Raw genomic sequence first — 20,441 nt, 5'->3', positions numbered from 1 at the left:
AAAATAAATTATTCAGCAAAAATAAGGCCGGAAAAAGCAAGAAAGCTTTTTCCGGCTTTCATATAATCAGGATTTTTCTGATTTTATTATCTGATTAGCCAAATAATCTGATAACCTGAGCAGAATTTCAATTTGCTAATGGCCGACTATATTTGGTTTAAATTACTGCTCAATTTGTTTTTATAAATATATTGCGCATCGTGATCAGGTGCTGCTGATAATCAGATTAATCGTATGCAGTAAATCTGCCTTAATTTTATCCAACTCAATGCCTGAGCGTTTTTTCCCCGCAACCACCCATATACCTTCGAGCAAGCTAACAATGATTAATGCACGCCGCTGTATTTCATCATTATTGAGTAAAGTATTCTGTGATTGGACGAAACAAGCTATTTTTTTTAAATATTCCTGATAAAACAAATCAATAGCATGATAAGCTTCTATTGTTCGTTCAGACAGTGCCCAGATTTCCCACATTAACTGACAATTGTAAACATCATCAAGTTCTGAGCAAATGATATCTATCAGTACACTCATCGTTTCAGCATCACTTTTTAGCGCAAGATTTATTTTCCGCTCAACCAGTTGCAGCATATTTTCAACCAGCGCGCTAAAGAGATTTTCCAGCGTAGGGAAATAATATTGCAGATTACTTAACCGTATTCCCATTTCATCTGCCACTATCCGCATACTGAAATTCACCCCGCCCCGTGTCGCCAGCAACCGCGCGGCAGTAGTCAGTATTTGTTGTTTTTTTGGAGATAATTTAGCCATCATGATTTTTATAAATAGGTCAATTGACCAAAAATAAATTATTTAGTATATTATTTTAGGTCAATCAACCTAAAATAGAAAGTCTGCATGAACAATCAGCTGTCAGTATTATTAATCGGTGGCTATGGTGTAGTAGGCAAACAAGTAGCGGCACTGTTAAATCAATATTATCCGGATGTACATATTATTATTGGCGGGCGCAATATACATACTGCAACTGCATTTGCCAGTACCTTATCCAAAGCATCTGCAATACAATTCGATATTAATGCACCACTGCTTCCTGTCAATATCCGGCCCCAATTAATCGTAACCCTGGCCAATGATCCCGATAACCGCGTACTGCATTTTGCCATCAAAAATCAGATTGCCTATCTTGATATTACTCGCTGGACGGATAAATTAAAAACAGCGATTACCTATACCCATACATTCGACCAGTTGCATGCTCCCATAGTATTTTCTTCCACATGGATGGCTGGTGTAGCTGCCAGCCTGATACTCCGACACGCACTTAAATTCAAGCAGATAAACAGCATAGATATTAATATTCTCTATTCTATGCAAGATAACTCAGGAATCAATTCTGTAGATTATATGGACAGAATGCTGATTCCTTTTGAAGTCATCGCCGAGGGACACACTCAAAGCTGTATGCCATTTTCAGATGGCAGGCTGGTCAGCTTTACAGATAAAAAACGTTTTCGGGTTTATCGCTTCGATACACCTGATCAGTTAACCTTGCCAATGTTGACCCAAGCCAGATCAGTATCCACACGAATTGGTTTTAACAGCAATATAACCAACCGTCTTTTCTATGTATTAATTCATAGTGGCTTCTGGCGTTTAATCTCAACGCAACGTTTTAAATCATTTCGTCAGAAATTGCTATACAATCCAGGTAAAGGTGATGAGCACCGCATTTTAATCAATTTCACAGGCACAGATTCGGCCAACCAGCCAGCTCAATCCGTCTTATCCATTACAGATCCTAAAGGTCAGTCCCATCTCACCGCTATTGGTGCATTTAACCAGATACATTCGATATTCACTCAGCAATTATCTAATCAGGTTTACTTCGGCGAAACACTACCGGATATGAATATTGCAACTAATATACTTAAAAAAGAAGGCGTAAAAATTGATTTCGACTAATATTTCTCTGAAGTTTATCAAAGTCTTCAGACAATAAATTCTGAAATATTTTAATTAAACAAAAGATTATGATTTATTAATCAGTACATAAAATGATTAATAAATCATTTCAACTAAGATTTTTTTAACAACTGATTCAACAGATAGTACGAGCTTATCATAAGCTGATATACACTGGATTACCTACCCTTCTGACCAATTTTCTGCGCCAAAAAAGTATCACACAGTTTTTCAATTTACTGATAACAACATGATAGGTTTATTATTATTTTTCCTTTTCTTTAAAGAGTGCCAGCCAATAGACTGGCCAATGCGTTTGATTAAAAAAATTATTAACTAAATAAGCAATTGCTACCAATATTACTGACCCGGATAGCACTGGAAACAACAAAAAAGTAAAATCATAATCTATTTTATCTGCTGTTAATAAAATGACTAATGGATTAGCACCGGCTGGTGGATGCACTGCCCGAAAATATTGCATAGCGATAATTGCTATGCCTACAGCCAAGGCAATAATAATAACATCATGACCGAATAGTTTTAAAAACAGTAACCCGCAAAAAGCTGAAATTAAATGTCCCAGAATAACATTTCTTGGCTGCGCAAGTGGTGACTGAGATACAGCAAACAAGAGTACACAACTTGCTCCAAATGGTGCCATTATTAAAGTATAGCCGGTTACCCGACTAAACCAAATCAGAAAAAATATAGCTACGAAACCACCGGTCAGACTTTGCAATAATTCAATATTTGTGGGCTTTGGTGGCAGTTTCTCCTTGCCGAAAAAAAATGGTTTCATTATTCTTTATATCCTATAAGATTAGCTTGAGTGTTAGCAATTAGTGCCAGCACAAAAGTGAACAAATCTGTTCACTTTTATAATAGTACAGATCTGTCCACTTATCAAACACTTTGGATAATAAATGAAAAAAACATACAGATTAATTGCTGATACAGCAGAACAACTCTTTTATCAAAAAGGTTTTGGCAACGTAGGAGTTGATGAAATAAGAGACCAGTCAGGTTGCTCTAAAACAACGCTATATAAACATTTTGGTAACAAAGACAATTTAATCTTTGAAGTTTTAAAACTAAGAGACTTGCGATTTAAACAAGAACTTACCGAAGCAATAGCTGATCTTGACCAGCAACAGTCCATTATTCAGATACTTAAATGGCATTTAGACTGGTATAATCAAGACGATTTTAATGGCTGCTTATTTGTCAGAGCAAGAGAAGAAATCCATAACGACAATGCAATAAAAGAGCTGGTTATGGAGCATAAAGAATTTATTCGAAATCTAATCCGCGATAAACTCCGGCAACACCCACAAAATGAGACAATAACCAATCAATTAATGGTGATATTAGAAGGTCTCAGTAATATCAGTCTTATTTATAAAGATAATAGATTACTTTACGATGAAATAATAAAAAATAGTTTTAATTGGGTATCAGAAATACTTCTTTAATTATTTATCAAGCCTGCTTTTTAAAAAAATTTTATTCCAATAGCTGATTAGAGTAAGAATAATTCCTCCAATAATAATAAAAAATCCTTCAAAAAAGCCATAAGGGCTGGGAATCTCATGAAGAACTTTTGCATAGGTCACGGGTAAATTTATATTTGGATTATCCGGGTCAAAAATGATTTCTTCTGAAAAAAATTCAGCTGAGTTCAGGCCTCCTGCAGGAAAATAGCGCAGTCCGGTTTTGGTAAAACCAAAACCTTCACTAAAAACACGCAAATCATCATTAATATAGGTTTTATCTGCTATCCGGAAATAATAGCGAAAATGATAAATTGGTGTACTGATGGATTTAGCGGATATATTTTCCGAATGGTTATATATCATTCTTCCATGCGTAGTACATTGATTTGGTGCACAATTTAATGATAAAAGATATTTGGCTTTATTTTGCAAAGGAAGATAATAGTGCTGGTGATTGCTTTTACTTTCAGCTAAACAGATTATCCCCAATACGATAATTAAAGGACCAATTACTCTGGAAAAAAATTTCTCCGTTTTCTTCATCTTTATTATCCATCTGTTTGATCAGATTTTCTTATTTAAGCTGTTTGACTCCCTATGATTTATTCAAGCCAAACAGCTTTAGCCTAATTTAATGTCTGGGTATTTTTCCCATTAGTAAAAACGGATTGGCTCCGCCACGCTGCCACCCCTCTTCATTCAACAGTATATCCAGAGCTAAAGAGGCCAAATCATCAGCAATCGGATCAGCATATTGTTGTTTGGCCAGGCGATAACGTTTACGGTAAGCATGGCAGCTGGGACAGCATTCCGCCTCTGCACCGGACAATACCCCTTCTTTCACCTGTTCAATCAGGTGTACACCAAGATCACGGCTATTATCACAAAAACTACAGCGTGCCCGTACACTGTGCCATCGACTATTGCATACACCACAACACAAATAGCGCAACCCTTCAAGCTCACCTTGTCCGACTATTACTGAACCCACAGCATCAGTACCACAGCAAGGGCAAAAACCCGGTTCAGACAGAGGTTTTACCGTTATAGCAGCCAGATTTAACGCTGCATGAGTATAAACAATCTGCACCACTGCATTTACCCAGACCTGATAATCCTGCTGAGCTATTCCGAGCTGCTGATTAAAAGCATGCTGGCATAACTGGTTGCGGCTTTCACAGTCGAGCTGCAATAACTCTTTCCATACCTGCTGAGCAGTGGGTGACAAATCTGCTTGCAGTAAAGCATGTAAATCGGTAAACAGACGCTCTATCAGGCCTCTATTGGCACTCAGTAATGCCAGAGTAAGCGGAACTTCATCTTTATCAGTATCAGGAATTACCCAGGCTTCCTGTGCATATTGCTCAAGTAAATTTTGCTGAGCATTATTGATAACAGCCAGTAGCTGTAAGTATGGTTGCCAGTCACTATTGTCTTCTACAGCCAATTCATTCAGCCGCAATGCGCGCCGGCTGAAAATATCAACAGGAGGAGGCTGCCAGAACGGGATGTGAAAAAATTCTTGTGCTTGTATGGTTTCTGGTGTTGCTTGTGTTTTCATGTATCAACGCGGTTATATAACGATATTACTTGTTCAGGTAATAGTACCGTTATCATTATCAACAAATTAAATAACCAAGTTTAACCAAAAATAGGTATTCTGTCTGGATTTACTGTCTACGATTTTCTATATTTCATCGATAGAGAAAGATAATGTCTCTTATCAATTTGTTTTTCAAAATGTGATGAATCGGATAATAAAAAAGGTTCAGAAATTTCTGAACCTTTTTTATTACTAAAAACTAATTATTTAATACCAAGTGATTTCTCATATTCCCGCGCTTTTTCATCATCAAAATCATGTTCCCAGCGCGAAATAACCAGTGAAGCCAGAGCATTACCGATTACATTAACTACTGTACGTCCCATATCCAGAATACGGTCGATACCCAGAATAAAGCCCAAACCTTCTAACGGTATGGATGTTGTAGCCAGCGTGGCAGACAGTACCAGAAACGATACACCCGGTACACCGGCAATACCTTTAGAAGCCACCATCAGCGTAATCACAATCATTACCTGATCACTAACCGACAGAGAAATACCGTATAACTGTGCCAGAAAGATAACTGCAATACTCTGATACAGCGTAGAACCATCCAGATTAAATGAATATCCGGTAGGAATCACAAAACTGGTAATAGATTTCGGCGCACCGTATGCTTCCATTTTCTCAATCATTTTTGGCAGCGCAGTTTCTGAGCTGGAGGTTGAGAAAGCCACAATCAGCTCGTCTTTCAGGATTTTGATAATGGTGAAAATGTTAAAGCGGCAAAAATAGGCCACCCCACCCAGAATCACCAGAGTAAATACTATCATCGCCAGATAAACTATTAAAATCAGTTTCATCAGCGGAATCAGTGAACCGAAACCGAATTTACTGATGGTAACAGTCATCAGACCAAATACCCCGATAGGTGCGTAACGCATAATCATATTGGTGATTTTGAACATTACGTCTGAAATCACTTTCAGAAAATCTGAAAAGAACAGGCGCTGATTATCAGGCAGCTTAGTTAAGCCCAGACCAAAAAACACACAGAAAAAGATTACCGGCAGAATTTCACCGCTGCTAAGCGAATCAAATATATTATGCGGAATCATGTCCAGAATCATTACAACCAGACCATGAGGCTTCTCGGCCAGTGCTTCACTTTTTTGTACGTACTGACTGACATTGCTGTGTTGCAAATTGGAAATATCAATGCCGCTACCCGGGTGAAACAGATTACCGAAAAGTAAACCCACACCAATGGCGATAGTAGTAATAATTTCAAAATACAGAATGGTTTTACCGCCCAGTCGACCCAGACTTTTGGAGTTACCCAGTCCGGCAATACCCAATGTCAGCGTACTGAGAATGATGGGCAGCACAATCATTTTAATCAGGCGGATAAAAATATCCCCCATCGGTTGTAATACATTGATTACCCACGACTGATAGGTTTTGTAGTAGGGATGAGAAGGATCTGAAAAAGTATGCAGATATAATCCCAGTGCTACCCCCATAATCAGAGCGATTAAAATTTGCCAGGCCAAATTACGGCTATATCGTTTGATAATCGATAACATAGTCGTCCTTACTGTAAGTGGTAATATAGTTCTTATTCAATCTAAAAAGCGAAACAAAAACAATAGAGTATATTCTATTATTTTTTGTTTAAACATGCGTTAAGGATGAAAAAATTGAGGATGGGTATAAATTACTTGGCGATTATGACGCGCAAAACCCACCAGCGTGATATTGGCCTTGTGAGCCAAATCAATGGCATAGGTGGTGGGCGCAGATACGGCCACGATACACCCGATACCGGTTATTGCTGATTTCATTACCATTTCAAAACTAGCGCGACTGGACAATACCACAAAACCATGCTTCCAATCCACTTTTGCATGCAATCCCCAGCCAATAAGCTTGTCTAAAGCATTGTGCCGGCCGATATCTTCACGGACGGTTACAATCTTACCTGCCTTGTCAGCCCACGCCACGCCGTGAACTGAACCAGTTTGCGCCCGCAGCTGCTGATGATGGTTAAAATCGGTCAAAGCACGCCCGATTATGCTAAATTCTACATGCCAATCGCGTAAAACCGGTTCTAATTCTGGCTGAACAGCAGCCAGACTGTCAATACCGCACAGTCCGCAACCGGTGCGTCCGCTTATCTGGCGACGGCGACTTTTCAAACGTGCAAAGGCTGCGCTGGCCAGCTCAATTTCAGCCACAATTCCATGCAGATGTTCAGTAACTTCAATCGCATAAATTTGTTCTGCATTTTCAATGATGCCTTCACTCAGGCTAAAACCCAGTGCCAGTTCGGCAATATTAGCGGGCGTAGCCATTAATACGACATGGGAGATACCGTTATAAACAAGTGATACCGGGATTTCGGCACTGATATTGTCACTGGTACTACTGCATTCTCCAGCCTGTGCCACCCAGACAGTGCGATTTTGGGCGGGGGTATAATTCATGAGGTTTCTGTATTTATGAGCTAGCAACAGCCGGAAAAAATTTGTACCGACATATTAACTGGGTCATGCAAGAAGATAAAATATTACTGTCTGTATGACAATACGCCATACAGACAGTACTACTGATGATTATCTAAATTATTCAGTTGTCTGTGAAGTGGAATTTTGCTGCGCTTTGGCTTCTTTTTTTGCCATCATTTCGCGGTACCAGCGCGGATGGTGCTTTTTCGCCCATTCCTGACTAACCACCCCTTCCACCATTGCCGGAATTGTGCCTTTAATCCACAATGCGGCATATACATGAATAATAATACCGACAATCAGCAGGATAGCAGAGGCAGAATGCACCAGCAAAGCAATGCGCACCACCCAAATTGGAAAATATCCGGAAAAAAACTGCCTCCAGGCAATCAGCCCGCTGATAAGCAGCAGTGCCATACTGATGGACATCAGCCAAAACATACATTTTTGTCCGGCATTATATTTGCCAGTATCACCAATTTCTCTTCCCAGCAGAATATGCTTAATTCCCAGTAACCATTTAATATCATCCCGCTCAAAAAAATTATATTTTACATAGCGGAAAAACTGGATAAAAAAGCCCAGAAACATCACCACTCCGATGAACGGATGCAGGATGCGTGCCAATTGCGGAGAACCGAAAACTTCAGTGAGCCAGAAAAAAGACGGATAGAAAAAACCCAGACCGGAAACAGCTAGCAGCACAAAGCAGCCGGCTACTACCCAATGATTAAACCGTTCGGATTTTTTATATCGCTGAATTAATAATCTTTTCATTATGCGTCCCCTTTATCTTTGAGGATTTCGCCTTCGCGATTCAGAACCTGTTCTTCATCATCGTCAGGGCGATTCGGACCAATGGTAATGTAGTGCAGCCAGCCAGCAAAAGCAGCGGTAGCAATACCGAATGCTGCTATCGGTTTGAGCATACTCTTCCATAATTTAACGGTGGTACTGATACGCGGATTGTCCGGCAGACCATGGTACAAGCTGGGTTTATCCGCATGATGCAGTACATACATAACATGGGTACCGCCCACACCCTGCGGGTCGTAGAGTCCTGCCTGCTCAAAACCGCGCTGTTTTAAGTCTTTTATACGCTCCCCGGCCAAAGACTTCATGTCTTCTTTGCTGCCGAAATGAATAGCACCGGTAGGACAAGTTTTCACACAGGCCGGTTCCTGCCCGACGGCCACACGGTCGGAACACAGGGTACATTTGTAAGCGCGGTTATCTTTTTTCGAAATACGCGGAATATTAAACGGGCAGCCGGAAATACAGTAACCGCAACCAATACAGTTTTCCTGATGGAAATCGACGATACCATTTTCATACTGAATGATTGCACCCGGTGACGGGCAGGCTTTCAGACAGCCCGGGTCAGAACAGTGCATACAGCCGTCCTTACGAATCAGCCACTCCAGCTTGCCGTACTGCTCGGTTTCAGAAAACCGCATTACTGTCCAGCTATCCGCACTCAGGTCAATTGGGTTATCGTATACACCATGATTGGTACCAACTTCATCACGAATGTCATTCCATTCCGAACACGCAGCCTGACAGGCTTTGCAGCCTATACAGGTAGAAACATCAATCAGTTTGGCAATTTCAATTGGTTTTCTTGCCTGTGGTAGCGGCGTGAGCTGATTAGTAGCCGAACGACGTTTTATATCCAAAGATTGTAAAGCCATGACTTATTCCCCTCACGCTTTTTCGATATTGCATAAAAAGGTTTTGTATTCTGGTGTCTGTGTATTGCAGTCACCAACAAATGGTGTGAGTGTGTTAATGAGAAACTGTTTTTTCTCACCAACATTCACCCAGCCACCATGCAGGGGAATACCTATCTGATGGACGGTCTGCCCGTTAATTTCCAACGGACGCAGGCGTTTGGTTACCACGGCTTTAGCCTCTACCCAGCCGCGCTTAGTACTGATTTTAACCGTATCGCCTTTAGCAATATTTTTTTGTGCTGCCAGCTCTTCGCTGATTTCAACAAACTGTTCGGGCTGAGCAATCATCAGCAATTTCACGGATTTCGTCCAGAACTGAAAATGCTCTGTCAGACGATATGTAGTGCCGACACAAGGAAACTCATCTTTATTACCGATACGACCTTTAACGCTGTCAAACAAACGCATTGCGGGTGTATTCAGCACTTTAGGATAAAGCAGGTTTTTGCCAACCGGTGATTCAGTAGGCTCATAGAATGTCGGAAACGGACCATCTACCAGTTTTTTGGTACAGAACAGACGACCAACACCCTCTTCATTCATAATAAACGGATTCATATTGGTGTCAGGTGCCTGATCTGCCTTGTAGTCAGCCACATCCGCACCAATCCATTTGCTGCCGTCCCAGTGAATTAATATTCTGTCAGGATCCCAGGCTTTGCCGGACGGATCGCAGGAAGCACGGTTATACAGAATACGGCGGTTTGCCGGCCACGCCCACGCCCAGCCCGGGGTATTACCCAGTCCGGTATTGCTGTTATCACGCCGTGCCATCTGGTTGCCGTTTTTAGTCCAGGAACCGGCAAAAATCCAGCAGGCACAGGCTGTTGTTCCGTCATCGCGTAACTGAGCAAAGCTATCCAGCTGCCCGCCTTTAGGCACGATAATATTACCCTTCTCGTCTTTAATATCCGTCAGTGCCCAGCCGTTGGATTCCTGTGCCATTTCTTCCGGCGTCGGTGAATGCGGCACTTTATACGGCCAGCTCAGATTCAAAATCGGCTCAGGTACTTTACCGCCCTCTTTTTCATACAGAGCTTTAATACGTAAATGCAAATCAGCCAGAATCTCAAGATCGGCTCTGGCTTCTTCCGGAGCTTCGGCTCCGGCATAATGCCATTGCAGCCAGCGTGAAGAATTGACAATCGAACCATTTTCTTCTGCAAAACAAGGGACAGGCAGACGGAACACTGTCGTCATGATAGAGCGGGAATCTACGTCATGCGCATCACCATGATTTTCCCAGAAGGTAGCCGTTTCGGTATTAAGCGGATCCATTACTACCATCCACTTGAGGCGGGAAAATGCTTCGATGATACGGTTGGAATCCGGAAAGGAACCCATGGCATTGAAACCTTGTACCAGTAATCCGTGCATCTGACCCTGATACATCATTTCGGTCATTTGCAGCACATCATACATTTTGTCCCACTTCGGCAGCCAGTCATAGCCCCAGTCATTTTCTTTGGTAGCCTTATCACCAAAGAACCATTTGAGCAGGCTTACCATAAATTTGGGCGTATTGCTCCAGTAATTAAGCTGTCCCGGACGCATGGCTGCAGGTGTCTGAACTTTCAGATAATCAGCAAAAGTCGGATTTTTCTTTTCGTTAGGCAGGCTCAGATAGCCAGGAAGACTGGTAGACAGCAAACCAAGATCAGACAAACCCTGAATATTGGAATGGCCGCGTAAAGCATTCACACCCCCACCAGGCATACCGATATTGCCCAGAATCAGCTGAATCATAGCCATGGTACGGATATTCTGCGAACCATAAGTATGCTGAGTCCAGCCCAGTGCATACAGAATTGTTCCGGCTTTGTTTTTTGCCGAGGTTACCCCCAGAGCTTCACACACTAGCAGAAAATCTTTAATCGGGGTACCGGTAATTTTGTGCATCATTTCCGGTGTGTACTGGGCATAATGTTTTTTCATTATCTGCCAGACGCAACGCGGATTTTCCAGAGTCGGATCTGCTTTAGCATAACCGTTTTCATCCAGCTCGTATGTCCAGCTGGCATTATTATAGACAGCTCCGCCTTTGGCTCCTTTCGGAGCCGCTTCCGGTGCCGCGCTGCCGTCTTCAGTCGTGTAATCGGCATGTCCGGAAAACAGACCTTCATGAAAACCATAACCATCAGCTACGATAAAAGCAGCATTGGTATAGTTTTTAACATAATCCCATTGTACTTTATCATTTTTAATCAGCCAGTTGATCACTGCCCCGAGAAAAGCTATGTCGGTACCGGAACGAATTGGCAGGTAATGATCGGCTACAGAGGCAGTACGGTTAAAACGCGGGTCACAAACAATTAGTTTGGTGCCTTTTTGCTTTTTGGCTTCGATAACCCATTTAAACCCTACCGGATGTGCTTCAGCGGCATTACCACCCATAACCAGAATGAAATCGGCGTTCTGAATATCGGTCCAGGTATTGGTCATGGCTCCACGACCAAACGTAGCAGCCAGTGCAGATACCGTCGGACCATGACAAACCCTGGCCTGTGAATCTGTCCCGACCAATCCGAGCGAACGCATGAATTTCTGGGTCAGGATACCGGTTTCATTGGAGCTTGCAGAAGCACACAGCATACCCACACTTTCCAACCGGTTAACCGTAACACCATCAGCATTTTTTTCAATAATATTGGCATCGCGTTCATCTTTAATCAGGCGGGCAATACGATCCAGTGCCTCATCCCAGCTGATGTCTTTCCATTCGCTGCTGCCAGCCTCGCGAATCTGCGGATGCAATACACGGTTCGGACTATTTACGAAGTCAATCAGTGAAGCGCCTTTGGGACATAAGCTGCCGCGACTGACCGGATGATCTGCATCACCTTCTATGTGAAAAATTTTCTTTTTGGCGTTTTTAGCACCGTCACCCAGACTATATAACAACGTACCACAACCCACTGAGCAATATGTGCAGTTATTGCGTGTTTCTGTTGCCCTCAACAGTTTGTACTGGCGGACTTCAGCAAAGGCTGTGGCAGGAGCCATGCCCATGACTGCTAATCCTGTTGCGCCGGCACCCGCTGCGGTAACCTTAAAAAACTGGCGTCGAGTCAGGTTCATGTGTGTATGTTCCTAATAAAATTTTTTTTATTTATTTGCAGAAAAGCAACTCCTGCACTGCTTACTAATTATGCTAGAAAATTTATTAATACTAACATTTGACCCTATTATAATACTTTATTTAAATTATTATATAATTTTATCAGTATTCTTTACTGTAAATAAATAATTACGATTTTCATTCAAATGCTGGATTTACCTAGTATATAGATTAAAATACAATTTATTACATTGGCAATAAATAGAAATAATTTATCCAATAAATTATTTCTATTAGTCATTAATATTTTGCATACAGATTTATTTATAAATTATTTATTTGGTATGAAATATAAGTTGTATTGCATATCTCTATGACTGTCTATCGCTATATACCCATGTATATTTCGCAATAATTTTCCTTTATAATCGGCATTGCCTGAGACGGCGCCGGATAATAATTTATTTCAAATAAGGATAAAAATATGCGCTTTAACCACATTTGTCTGACTACTATCGTTACTGCAATCAGCCTGAGTGTAATGAGCACTACTTCACTTGCCGCCAATATCACAGTTTCAGCAGCTGCCAGTCTGACCAATGCATTTAATGACATTGCCAAAGCATATCAGCAGCAATATCCTCAGGATAAAGTACTGCTTAATTTCGGAGCTTCAGGCTCGCTGCTTCAGCAGATGCAAAACGGTGCACCTGTAGATGTATTTGCTTCTGCTGATCAACAAACTATGGATCAGGCTCAGACCAAGAATCTTGTACGAGCACAGGACAGAATTAATTTTGTAAATAACAGTCTGGTACTGATTACTCCGAAAAAAAGCAATCTGAATGTACGCGGACTGAAAGATTTGCAGCAACCAGGTATTAAACATATTGCACTGGGCAACCCTGCTTTTACACCGGCCGGACGTTATGCTCAGGCAGCAATGGAGCAGGCAAAAGTATGGAGTACGGTAAAGCCTAAAATTGTGAATGTGAATAATGTCCGTCAGGCTCTGGATTACGTAGCTAATCAGTCAGCAGAAGCCGGTTTCGTATTTGGCACAGATGCGGCCATTATGCCGGATAAAGTTAGTGTAGCTGCAACCATCCCGACCAGTAAGCCAATCAGCTATCCGATTGCTAAGACAGTAGCCAGTAAAGAACCAGTGGCTGCCAGCCGCTTTATTAATTTTATCCAGTCGCCAAAAGGTCAGAAGATTCTTAAGCGTTACGGTTTTCAAAGCGCACGCTGAGTATGTTTCCACCGGCAGTTATCCTCCCGCGAATCTGTCTGAATTTTTATTTCAAGGAGTAGATAATGGCTGCGGCCTGGATTGCTCTTGCCCTGTCACTTAAAATCGCCCTGTGGGCAACTGCTATCAATCTGGTTCTGGGGGTCGGTATAGGTTATATACTTGCCCGTAAAACTGTCTGGGGCAAGGAGCTAATTGATACCATTCTCACTTTGCCAATGGTAATGCCGCCAACGGTACTGGGATACTACTTACTGGTTCTAATTGGAAAAAATGGCTTTATTGGTCAGTGGCTGGAACGTTATCTGGGTATTAATCTGATTTTCACCTGGCAGGGCGCTGTTGTAGCGGCAACAATCGTATCGTTTCCCCTGGTATTTAAACCGGCACGTGCTGCATTTGAAAGTCTGGATTCCCAGCTGGAGCAAGCAGCGCGTGTTCTGGGTATCAGTAATGCCGGAGTATTTCTGCGCATCACTCTGCCTCTTGCCTGGAGAGGTATTCTGGCCGGCGTATTACTGGCATTTGCACGCAGTATGGGTGAATTCGGTGCTACGCTGATGGTAGCAGGCAGCATTCCGGGGCAGACACAAACTCTGTCGATTGCCGTATATGAAGCAGTACAGGCCGGAGACGACTATCTGGCCAATACTCTGGTCTTGATTATATCTGTGGTCTGTATTCTGATATTACTGCTTACCGGCAAACTTTTATCCGGCAAAGTACCTATGACCAATCTTAAATAATCCGATACCTGAATCAAACAATATGGTTTTCCGATATTGCTTTGCCTGTTTTTAATCCGGCCAATGGTTTTTATGTTAGATTTTAATTTTCAAAAAACCCTTCAACGTAATGACGGAAGTCATTTTACTCTGGATATCCGCCTGTGCTGTCAGTCACAGCGTACAGTTATTATGGGAGCCTCTGGCAGCGGTAAAAGTCTGATGCTAAAGGCTGTTGCCGGTCTGCTGACTCCTGAACAGGGTCATATTAATGTGAATGGTGTTACTCTGTTTCAGGCACAGCAGCATATTAATCTTAGCCCGCAACAACGTAAACTGGCCTTTGTATTTCAGGATTATGCTCTCTTTCCCCATTTAAATGTCCGGCAGAATATTGCCTGCGGTATTTGTCATGGCTTATTCAATCCAAAAAAACGCAGCCGGTATACAGAAGTGGAACACTGGCTGACTGCTATGCAGCTCAATTCGGTAGCTGAACAATATCCGGCTCATCTGTCCGGCGGGCAGCGCCAGCGTGTGGCTCTGGCTCGCGCATTGATTGCTCAGCCGCGGGCTATTCTGCTGGATGAACCATTTTCTGCACTGGATACTCAGCTACGGGCTCAAATGCGTTCTGAGTTATCTGCCTGGCAGCAGAAATTAAACTTACCCATGCTACTGATAACTCACGATCCGGAAGATGCAGCTGCTTTTGACGCTCAAATCTGGCATATGGATAATGGATGTCTGTACTCAGCTTCCCGTAACAATCGCAATGAATGAATTTAATCTTAACAGTGAACTGATTCCCACTATTAACGGCCAGCGAATTGGCAACAGCAAACGGATTACATTACTGGAAAATATCCGACGTTTCGGCTCAATTACTCAGGCGGCTAAAGCGGTACCTATGAGTTATAAAGCAGCATGGGATGCCATAGATGCAATGAATAATCTGGCGCCTGAACCTTTAGTCTTACGGCAAACCGGTGGCCAGGGGGGCGGAAACAGCGTATTAACAGCTTTTGGTGAAGCTTTTTTAAATTATTATCACACTATGCAGCAACGTCATCAGCAACTCATCCGGCAACTGGAAGCTAACGCTGACAATAGTCATCATGGTTTATGGCAAAAAATGAATCTGGATTTAAGTGCTGATAACCAACTCGCTGGAAGAATCAGCCAAATCATTGAAGGAGCTGTAAATAATGAGGTTCATCTGCAACTGAGCAACGGACAGGAACTGGTAGCCATTCTTACCAGACACAGTTGTGAACAGATGGAACTGGCTGTCGGCGTTGATGCACTGGCTCTCATTCAGGCATCAGCCATTATGCTTGCGCGTCCCGATCCGAATTTACAAATATCCGCTCGTAACCAGCTAACTGGTCAAATACGCCACATAGATACTGGTGCTGTAAACAGTGTGATTACTGTGGATTTAGGCGCAGCTGTCAGCCTGACCGCTAGTATTACCTGCCATAGTGCACAAACTATGCAATTGAAAAATGAAGATAAAATCATGCTGTTAATCAAGGCGCCAAACATTATTATCGGACGTTTGCGCTGAACGTGCACTCATCAGACAAACTGAAGCCAGAATAACCCTGTCATGCAATATTAGATTATTCCGGCTTATGCTTACGTGCGATAGTCAAACTACCTGCGGCCATGCACATTCCCTCTTTGTCAATCTGTCCTTTTAAGCCGCAGATATATTATAGACCTTATATATTTGTATTTTAATATTATTAAATAAATTTAATTCAAAAAAAACTATTTATGGCGTTTTATCCCGAAATATTAATAATTAATTCCACATCTTTTGTAATTATGGGCTAATTTACTGAAAATGCTGCACACTGATAACTTAATTGAATATTAAGCCGTTACAGTACTTTGAAAATTAACCCATATAAATACTTAGCTTTTCAAAACTAGTGCAGAATAACTTCATCGGCCAGTTCATTAGTACCGGCATGCGTACGCGGAAAATACTGTACAAGTAATTCCGTCAGCTCATCCAGTCCGGCAGTTAAACCATCCATATATCGTTGATGCTGAAATGCCTGAGTAATGCGATTACATATCTGCTGCCAATGCAGCATACTCACACAGGTATTAATACCCCGGTCTGCAATAATTTCTACTGCGCGATCTGCAAAAAGTACATAAACCAAAATACCACTTTTCTCAGCAGTATCCCATATACCCAGATTTCCGAACCAATACTGTGCACGCTGGCGTGCCGTAGTTTGATGACACAAATTCGCTGTATCAAGGCTGGATTCAATCACAAACCGTAGCTGTCCGGTATGACGTTGCTCGGATAATGTAATTTGTTCAGTTAGCTGTTGCAATGCAAGAGCAGGAAAATATTTACTTACCCGTTGGCGCGGATTTATCCAGTGGCGCCAGATACGTGGTAATAATTGCATATTGAGTTTATTTAAGCTCGTACATTCTGCTTTTTCCTGTATATCTGATTTCATAGTTAGCACCACAGATTTATTAAAAAGTATATATTGAGTTACTTAATTAATCTCATAATAATCAACATTCTACTTACACTACCATAAATTTTCTTAATTAGAAAACGTTGCTGTTACCTGGCTGATAACAAAAACAATATATATCATATAAAGACAGAAAATCGGAAAGTCAGATGTAACGGATATTATTGCTGGTGACGCTAGTTAGCATATATTTTGATAATAACGATACTAATCAATTTATCAGGAAAATTAGCCTTTAAAGTAAAAATCCAGATATTGCCAGAGAGCAAAAATGATTTCTAACATAAAAACCAACCTATTATCAGAGCCGGCTCTGACAAATTCTCTGATTGGAAAATCACAAAATTCTACGGGTTATATATTTTGAAATAAATACAGATTCTGTAAGCCCTTATCTATATTAAACAAATCTGCGTAACTGTTTCACATAAGCATAAGCTGCCTGTATACGCTGAGCATGCTCAGTTGCCCGCTGCATCTCAGTTTCCGACAGATTCTGCTTAATGAGTTTATCCGGATGGTATTTATTCATCAGTCGACGATATGCCTGTTTAATTTCCTGCGGGTTCGATTTTGCTGAGATACCCAGTACCAGATAAGGATCAGTACCAAACGGTTCTTCAGGCTGCTGTTGCTGATTATGGCGTTGTTGTTGCTGATACTGCTTCTGTTGTTGCTGATATTGTTGCCGGCGTTGGTCTGAACGCGCATGCTGACGCTGCTGTTTCCATTGCTCATTGGTCTGCCAGTAATGCCGATATTCGTTTTCCTTATGAATAGTCTGACTGGCAAAAATAAGCATTTGTGCATAAGGAATACGGAATTCGTCCGCTATGATATTCAGAATGCGCCGTTCATTATTATGCAGCCGTCCGTCAATCAGCGCTAATTCAAGCATATTTTTACAAAACAGCATTAAACCGCGCTTGTCATCACTATAAGCCCGGTATAGTTGTTTAAGTCTGGTTCTGAGCGGATAATTTTTTGTTTGCCCCATATTAAAAGCATAACGCGACAAAACTTCAGTTTCTGCATCCAGCTGCATTTTTTTAATCATGTCATAGACACGCGACCGGTCTTCATCAGAAACATGGCCTTTGGCTGCACATACCTGACCGGCCACTTCAAACATAACGGCTATATAAAGACTATTGTCGGCAGCGATAGATGCTTCGGTACCGTCATCTACAATCTGCACAGCCCGAAGATAAAACAGAATAAGTATGATTAGTACACTATCAAGCAATACCCCAACAAACAGACCATAATGCATGAGTAAAAAATACAACAGCAGAAAACAGATACCATAGCCGACTTTAGACATGTATGCCCACCAGAAACAAAATACCAAATATCATAAAAACAGATAACTATACATTATTTTACGAAAAAATTAATAAATTATCATTATTTAACATGAAATTTAATTATGACTGCCAGTATTACCAGCTTCCGGAAGCCCCGCCGCCTCCATAGCCACCACCTCCTCCGCTAAACCCTCCGCCTCCTGAACCTCCGCCAAAACCGCCCCTACCAGCGCCAGAGCCGCCAATAAATATATTACCGGCAAAAATGAGCGCTATTACGAATGCCAGAATTGCACCAATAATCGCTGCAAACAGGCTCCAGCCCGAATACCAGCCAAAACTTAATACCAGAAATCCGACAATTGCACTGCCCAGCGTATTACCAAATATATTTTTCAAAAATGAACCGGCTATAAATATCAGTAACAGAATTCCAAAAATTGTTGAGCCTGAATCATCAGATTCCTGATGTGCAGATTGCTGTGCCGGTAATTTTTCACCGTTAATCAGCTTCTCCAGCTGATTTACAGCCTCACGTACACCGCCGTCTGCATTATTTGCCTGTAACTGCGGACGAAGCACATCATCCAGAATTCTTTTAGCATAAACATCAGGAATAGCCCCTTCCAGTCCGCGACCGGGTGCCAGAAATGTTTTATGTTCATCACGCACCAGCAACAACAGTACACCATCATCAATTCCTTTACGCCCTGGTTTCCAGCTATCCATAACACGTGTAGCATAGTCAAAAGGTGTTTCCGGTGCGATAGCCGGAACTGTCAATACTATAATCTGGCTGCCATGCTGCCGGCTGAATTCCAGTAACTGCTGGTTTAATTCTGCACGGGTAGCCGGCTGTAACATATTAGCTGTATCCATTACCGGATCAGTCAGCGCTGGTACAGGAACCAAACCATCGACAGCGAGCAAATGCATTGCAAAAAAACAGCTCAGAAAAAGACCGAGTAGCCTGTGGACAGATAAGCGTATTGTGTTCATCTTTGCAACCTTAGTGCCATAAAAGCAAATTTGCCTGTATTTTAGTTCATACTAACCTTTTGTTTGTCAGGATAAAAGACCACTATTATCTGACTCCATACTTTCAGACAAACAGATTCTGCTATTACGACAGAATACAAGTATTCAGTCCGATAAGGAAATTTCCACAGTTATCATTGCAAGTTTTTATCGGACTGCTGTTATGTTTAACAGTTAACCCTGTCTGTTCGGAAAATAGTCGCAACCATATAAACTTTTATTTTCCATCTTGTCATATTCTGCAAACAAACAATTTGCACAATAGTAGCAGCTGCTTACTACACTGATATGCAAACAGCCAGTTCTGACAAACTGGCTGTTTAATTAATCACATAAAATAACAACAGAAAACGAATTAAAATTCTACCTGCGGCGCCTGTTTTACCGCTGCTTCATTTTCCGGTACAAAATTCGGGCGAACATGCATGCCGAAAATTTTGGCTGTGATATTGTTCGGGAAAGAACGCAAAGTAGTATTGTAAACCTGTACTGTCTGAATATAGCGGTTGCGTGCCAGAGCAATACGATTTTCTGTGCCTTCAAGCTGCGCTTGTAAATCTCGGAAACTCTGATCGGCTTTCAGATCGGGATAATTTTCTGTTACTACCAGCAAACGGCTCAGAGCACTACTCAGATTTCCCTGTGCCTGTGAAAACTGTTCCATTTTTGCCGGATTATCAGCATCACTGCTGGTCATATTCAGACTGCCTACACGTGAACGGGCATTAGTAACGTCGGTTAAAACTTGTTGTTCATGTTTGGCATAGCCTTTAACTGTATTTACAAGATTGGGTACCAGATCAGCACGACGCTGATACTGATTCAGCACTTCCGACCAGGCAGCATTTGCAGCCTCATCCTGTGACTGCATTGTATTATAGCCACACCCGCTAAGGCTTAAAGCCAGAATAAATGCGCCTATCCAACCCATTAACCGTTTATACATTATAAACTCCCATATGTATTATTGTGCCAGTTTAGCATGCTCTAGTTACTTTTTACGTCATAACTAGCGCAATCTTATATACCTTAAGCTATAATTAATGCAAAATAATAAAAATCATTTTAACCAACTGTAAAGGATATTATATGTTTCCTGAATATCGCGACCTGATTACCAAATTAAAGGCGGAAAATACTCATTTTGCCAATATATTCGAAGAACACAACCGACTGGACGATAAAATTACCGGTCTAACTAATAACCCGGTAACCAGTGGTCTGGATAATCTGGACGAACTGAAACGGGAAAAATTGCGTCTGAAAGATGAAATTTACGCCATGCTGCGGGAAGCTGACGGTAAAGCCTGATAGTGGTTGAGTTAAGTCAGTAA

At 41.7% G+C, this 20,441-nt stretch carries 20 protein-coding genes; 7 read left to right on the top strand and 13 right to left on the bottom strand.

The window, feature by feature from the left end; genetic code table 11:
- Positions 1-204: 204 nt before the first annotated feature.
- Entirely contained in the window at positions 205-777 is a 573-nt protein-coding gene (locus GY065_RS02960) for a TetR/AcrR family transcriptional regulator (RefSeq protein ID WP_174833018.1), read from the bottom strand.
- 84 nt (positions 778-861) lie between these two features.
- Between GY065_RS02960 and GY065_RS02955 the strand changes: the two genes are divergently transcribed.
- Complete coding sequence (locus tag GY065_RS02955) at positions 862-1,929, top strand: saccharopine dehydrogenase (RefSeq protein ID WP_174833017.1); 1,068 nt, start codon at positions 862-864, stop codon at positions 1,927-1,929.
- A 265-nt stretch (positions 1,930-2,194) separates the two neighbouring features.
- Here GY065_RS02955 and GY065_RS02950 read toward each other — a convergent pair whose 3' ends face one another.
- A complete protein-coding gene (locus GY065_RS02950) occupies positions 2,195-2,593 on the bottom strand; it encodes an HPP family protein (RefSeq protein WP_198209655.1) in 399 nt (132 codons plus the stop codon).
- Positions 2,594-2,855: 262 nt separating this feature from the next.
- Here GY065_RS02950 and GY065_RS02945 point away from each other — a divergent pair, with 262 nt between their 5' ends.
- Positions 2,856-3,404, top strand: a complete 549-nt coding sequence (locus tag GY065_RS02945; RefSeq protein ID WP_174833015.1) for a TetR/AcrR family transcriptional regulator — start codon at positions 2,856-2,858, stop codon at positions 3,402-3,404.
- On the opposite strand, the gene GY065_RS02940 is transcribed toward GY065_RS02945, so the two are convergent.
- The 7 genes from GY065_RS02940 to fdnG form a co-directional block, all read right to left on the bottom strand.
- Positions 3,405-3,968, bottom strand: coding sequence for a hypothetical protein (locus GY065_RS02940; protein ID WP_174833014.1), 564 nt, complete (start codon positions 3,966-3,968; stop codon positions 3,405-3,407). It abuts the gene before it with no gap.
- A gap of 88 nt (positions 3,969-4,056) precedes the next feature.
- Entirely contained in the window at positions 4,057-4,986 is a 930-nt protein-coding gene (locus tag GY065_RS02935; RefSeq protein ID WP_174833013.1) for a formate dehydrogenase accessory protein FdhE, read from the bottom strand.
- Positions 4,987-5,231: 245 nt separating this feature from the next.
- On the bottom strand, positions 5,232-6,557 hold the full coding sequence (locus GY065_RS02930; RefSeq protein ID WP_037476005.1) for a cation:dicarboxylate symporter family transporter: 1,326 nt from the start codon (positions 6,555-6,557) through the stop codon (positions 5,232-5,234).
- Positions 6,558-6,656: 99 nt separating this feature from the next.
- Positions 6,657-7,457, bottom strand: coding sequence for a formate dehydrogenase accessory sulfurtransferase FdhD (gene fdhD, locus GY065_RS02925; protein WP_174833012.1), 801 nt, complete (start codon positions 7,455-7,457; stop codon positions 6,657-6,659).
- 138 nt (positions 7,458-7,595) lie between these two features.
- Positions 7,596-8,255: a formate dehydrogenase subunit gamma gene (locus tag GY065_RS02920; protein WP_025330240.1), complete on the bottom strand. Its 660-nt coding sequence runs from the start codon at positions 8,253-8,255 to the stop codon at positions 7,596-7,598.
- Positions 8,255-9,169 (bottom strand): formate dehydrogenase subunit beta, encoded by a 915-nt coding sequence (fdxH, locus tag GY065_RS02915; RefSeq protein WP_037476001.1) that lies wholly within the window; start codon positions 9,167-9,169, stop codon positions 8,255-8,257. The genes GY065_RS02920 and fdxH overlap by 1 nt, the downstream gene beginning before the upstream one ends.
- Before the next feature lie 12 nt (positions 9,170-9,181).
- The gene (gene fdnG, locus GY065_RS02910; RefSeq protein ID WP_174833011.1) at positions 9,182-12,289 is read right to left on the bottom strand and encodes a formate dehydrogenase-N subunit alpha; all 3,108 of its coding nucleotides are present in this window, start codon (positions 12,287-12,289) and stop codon (positions 9,182-9,184) included.
- A gap of 464 nt (positions 12,290-12,753) precedes the next feature.
- Between fdnG and modA the strand changes: the two genes are divergently transcribed.
- The 4 genes from modA to GY065_RS02890 all read left to right on the top strand — a co-directional run bounded on the left by modA (position 12,754) and on the right by GY065_RS02890 (position 15,816).
- Positions 12,754-13,521: a molybdate ABC transporter substrate-binding protein gene (modA, locus tag GY065_RS02905; RefSeq protein WP_174833010.1), complete on the top strand. Its 768-nt coding sequence runs from the start codon at positions 12,754-12,756 to the stop codon at positions 13,519-13,521.
- A 65-nt stretch (positions 13,522-13,586) separates the two neighbouring features.
- On the top strand, positions 13,587-14,267 hold the full coding sequence (gene modB, locus GY065_RS02900) for a molybdate ABC transporter permease subunit (RefSeq protein WP_037475997.1): 681 nt from the start codon (positions 13,587-13,589) through the stop codon (positions 14,265-14,267).
- Between the two features lie 72 nt (positions 14,268-14,339).
- Entirely contained in the window at positions 14,340-15,029 is a 690-nt protein-coding gene (locus GY065_RS02895) for an ATP-binding cassette domain-containing protein (RefSeq protein ID WP_202984028.1), read from the top strand.
- Positions 15,022-15,816 (top strand): TOBE domain-containing protein, encoded by a 795-nt coding sequence (locus GY065_RS02890; protein ID WP_174833008.1) that lies wholly within the window; start codon positions 15,022-15,024, stop codon positions 15,814-15,816. Before GY065_RS02895 ends, GY065_RS02890 begins: the two co-directional genes overlap by 8 nt.
- Before the next feature lie 367 nt (positions 15,817-16,183).
- Here GY065_RS02890 and GY065_RS02885 read toward each other — a convergent pair whose 3' ends face one another.
- The 4 genes from GY065_RS02885 to GY065_RS02870 all read right to left on the bottom strand — a co-directional run bounded on the left by GY065_RS02885 (position 16,184) and on the right by GY065_RS02870 (position 20,053).
- Positions 16,184-16,738, bottom strand: coding sequence for a TPM domain-containing protein (locus GY065_RS02885; protein ID WP_244621473.1), 555 nt, complete (start codon positions 16,736-16,738; stop codon positions 16,184-16,186).
- A 424-nt stretch (positions 16,739-17,162) separates the two neighbouring features.
- Positions 17,163-18,086 carry a DnaJ domain-containing protein gene (locus GY065_RS02880; RefSeq protein ID WP_174833007.1) on the bottom strand — a complete coding sequence of 308 codons (924 nt, stop codon included), beginning with the start codon at positions 18,084-18,086 and terminating at the stop codon, positions 17,163-17,165.
- A gap of 118 nt (positions 18,087-18,204) precedes the next feature.
- Positions 18,205-19,068 carry a YgcG family protein gene (locus GY065_RS02875; protein WP_244621472.1) on the bottom strand — a complete coding sequence of 288 codons (864 nt, stop codon included), beginning with the start codon at positions 19,066-19,068 and terminating at the stop codon, positions 18,205-18,207.
- A gap of 394 nt (positions 19,069-19,462) precedes the next feature.
- Positions 19,463-20,053 (bottom strand): LemA family protein, encoded by a 591-nt coding sequence (locus tag GY065_RS02870; RefSeq protein ID WP_025330230.1) that lies wholly within the window; start codon positions 20,051-20,053, stop codon positions 19,463-19,465.
- Positions 20,054-20,196: 143 nt separating this feature from the next.
- On the opposite strand from GY065_RS02870, the gene GY065_RS02865 reads away from it, so the two are divergent.
- A complete protein-coding gene (locus tag GY065_RS02865) occupies positions 20,197-20,418 on the top strand; it encodes a YdcH family protein (RefSeq protein ID WP_025330229.1) in 222 nt (73 codons plus the stop codon).
- Positions 20,419-20,441 lie beyond the last annotated feature (23 nt).

This window comes from Snodgrassella sp. ESL0323, from assembly GCF_013346865.1.
GTDB lineage: Bacteria > Pseudomonadota > Gammaproteobacteria > Burkholderiales > Neisseriaceae > Snodgrassella > Snodgrassella alvi.
This window is presented reverse-complemented; position numbering and strand designations above follow the sequence as displayed.

Bases quoted from the DNA above. Each gene is read 5' to 3' on its own strand.
- GY065_RS02960 (WP_174833018.1), bottom strand. From the start codon at position 777: ATGATGGCTAAATTATCTCCAAAAAAACAACAAATACTGACTACTGCC.
- GY065_RS02955 (WP_174833017.1), top strand. From the start codon at position 862: ATGAACAATCAGCTGTCAGTATTATTAATCGGTGGCTATGGTGTAGTA.
- GY065_RS02950 (WP_198209655.1), bottom strand. From the start codon at position 2,593: ATGGCACCATTTGGAGCAAGTTGTGTACTCTTGTTTGCTGTATCTCAG.
- GY065_RS02945 (WP_174833015.1), top strand. From the start codon at position 2,856: ATGAAAAAAACATACAGATTAATTGCTGATACAGCAGAACAACTCTTT.
- GY065_RS02940 (WP_174833014.1), bottom strand. From the start codon at position 3,968: ATGAAGAAAACGGAGAAATTTTTTTCCAGAGTAATTGGTCCTTTAATT.
- GY065_RS02935 (WP_174833013.1), bottom strand. From the start codon at position 4,986: ATGAAAACACAAGCAACACCAGAAACCATACAAGCACAAGAATTTTTT.
- GY065_RS02930 (WP_037476005.1), bottom strand. From the start codon at position 6,557: ATGTTATCGATTATCAAACGATATAGCCGTAATTTGGCCTGGCAAATT.
- fdhD (WP_174833012.1), bottom strand. From the start codon at position 7,457: ATGAATTATACCCCCGCCCAAAATCGCACTGTCTGGGTGGCACAGGCT.
- GY065_RS02920 (WP_025330240.1), bottom strand. From the start codon at position 8,255: ATGAAAAGATTATTAATTCAGCGATATAAAAAATCCGAACGGTTTAAT.
- fdxH (WP_037476001.1), bottom strand. From the start codon at position 9,169: ATGGCTTTACAATCTTTGGATATAAAACGTCGTTCGGCTACTAATCAG.
- fdnG (WP_174833011.1), bottom strand. From the start codon at position 12,289: ATGAACCTGACTCGACGCCAGTTTTTTAAGGTTACCGCAGCGGGTGCC.
- modA (WP_174833010.1), top strand. From the start codon at position 12,754: ATGCGCTTTAACCACATTTGTCTGACTACTATCGTTACTGCAATCAGC.
- modB (WP_037475997.1), top strand. From the start codon at position 13,587: ATGGCTGCGGCCTGGATTGCTCTTGCCCTGTCACTTAAAATCGCCCTG.
- GY065_RS02895 (WP_202984028.1), top strand. From the start codon at position 14,340: ATGTTAGATTTTAATTTTCAAAAAACCCTTCAACGTAATGACGGAAGT.
- GY065_RS02890 (WP_174833008.1), top strand. From the start codon at position 15,022: ATGAATGAATTTAATCTTAACAGTGAACTGATTCCCACTATTAACGGC.
- GY065_RS02885 (WP_244621473.1), bottom strand. From the start codon at position 16,738: ATGAAATCAGATATACAGGAAAAAGCAGAATGTACGAGCTTAAATAAA.
- GY065_RS02880 (WP_174833007.1), bottom strand. From the start codon at position 18,086: ATGTCTAAAGTCGGCTATGGTATCTGTTTTCTGCTGTTGTATTTTTTA.
- GY065_RS02875 (WP_244621472.1), bottom strand. From the start codon at position 19,068: ATGAACACAATACGCTTATCTGTCCACAGGCTACTCGGTCTTTTTCTG.
- GY065_RS02870 (WP_025330230.1), bottom strand. From the start codon at position 20,053: ATGTATAAACGGTTAATGGGTTGGATAGGCGCATTTATTCTGGCTTTA.
- GY065_RS02865 (WP_025330229.1), top strand. From the start codon at position 20,197: ATGTTTCCTGAATATCGCGACCTGATTACCAAATTAAAGGCGGAAAAT.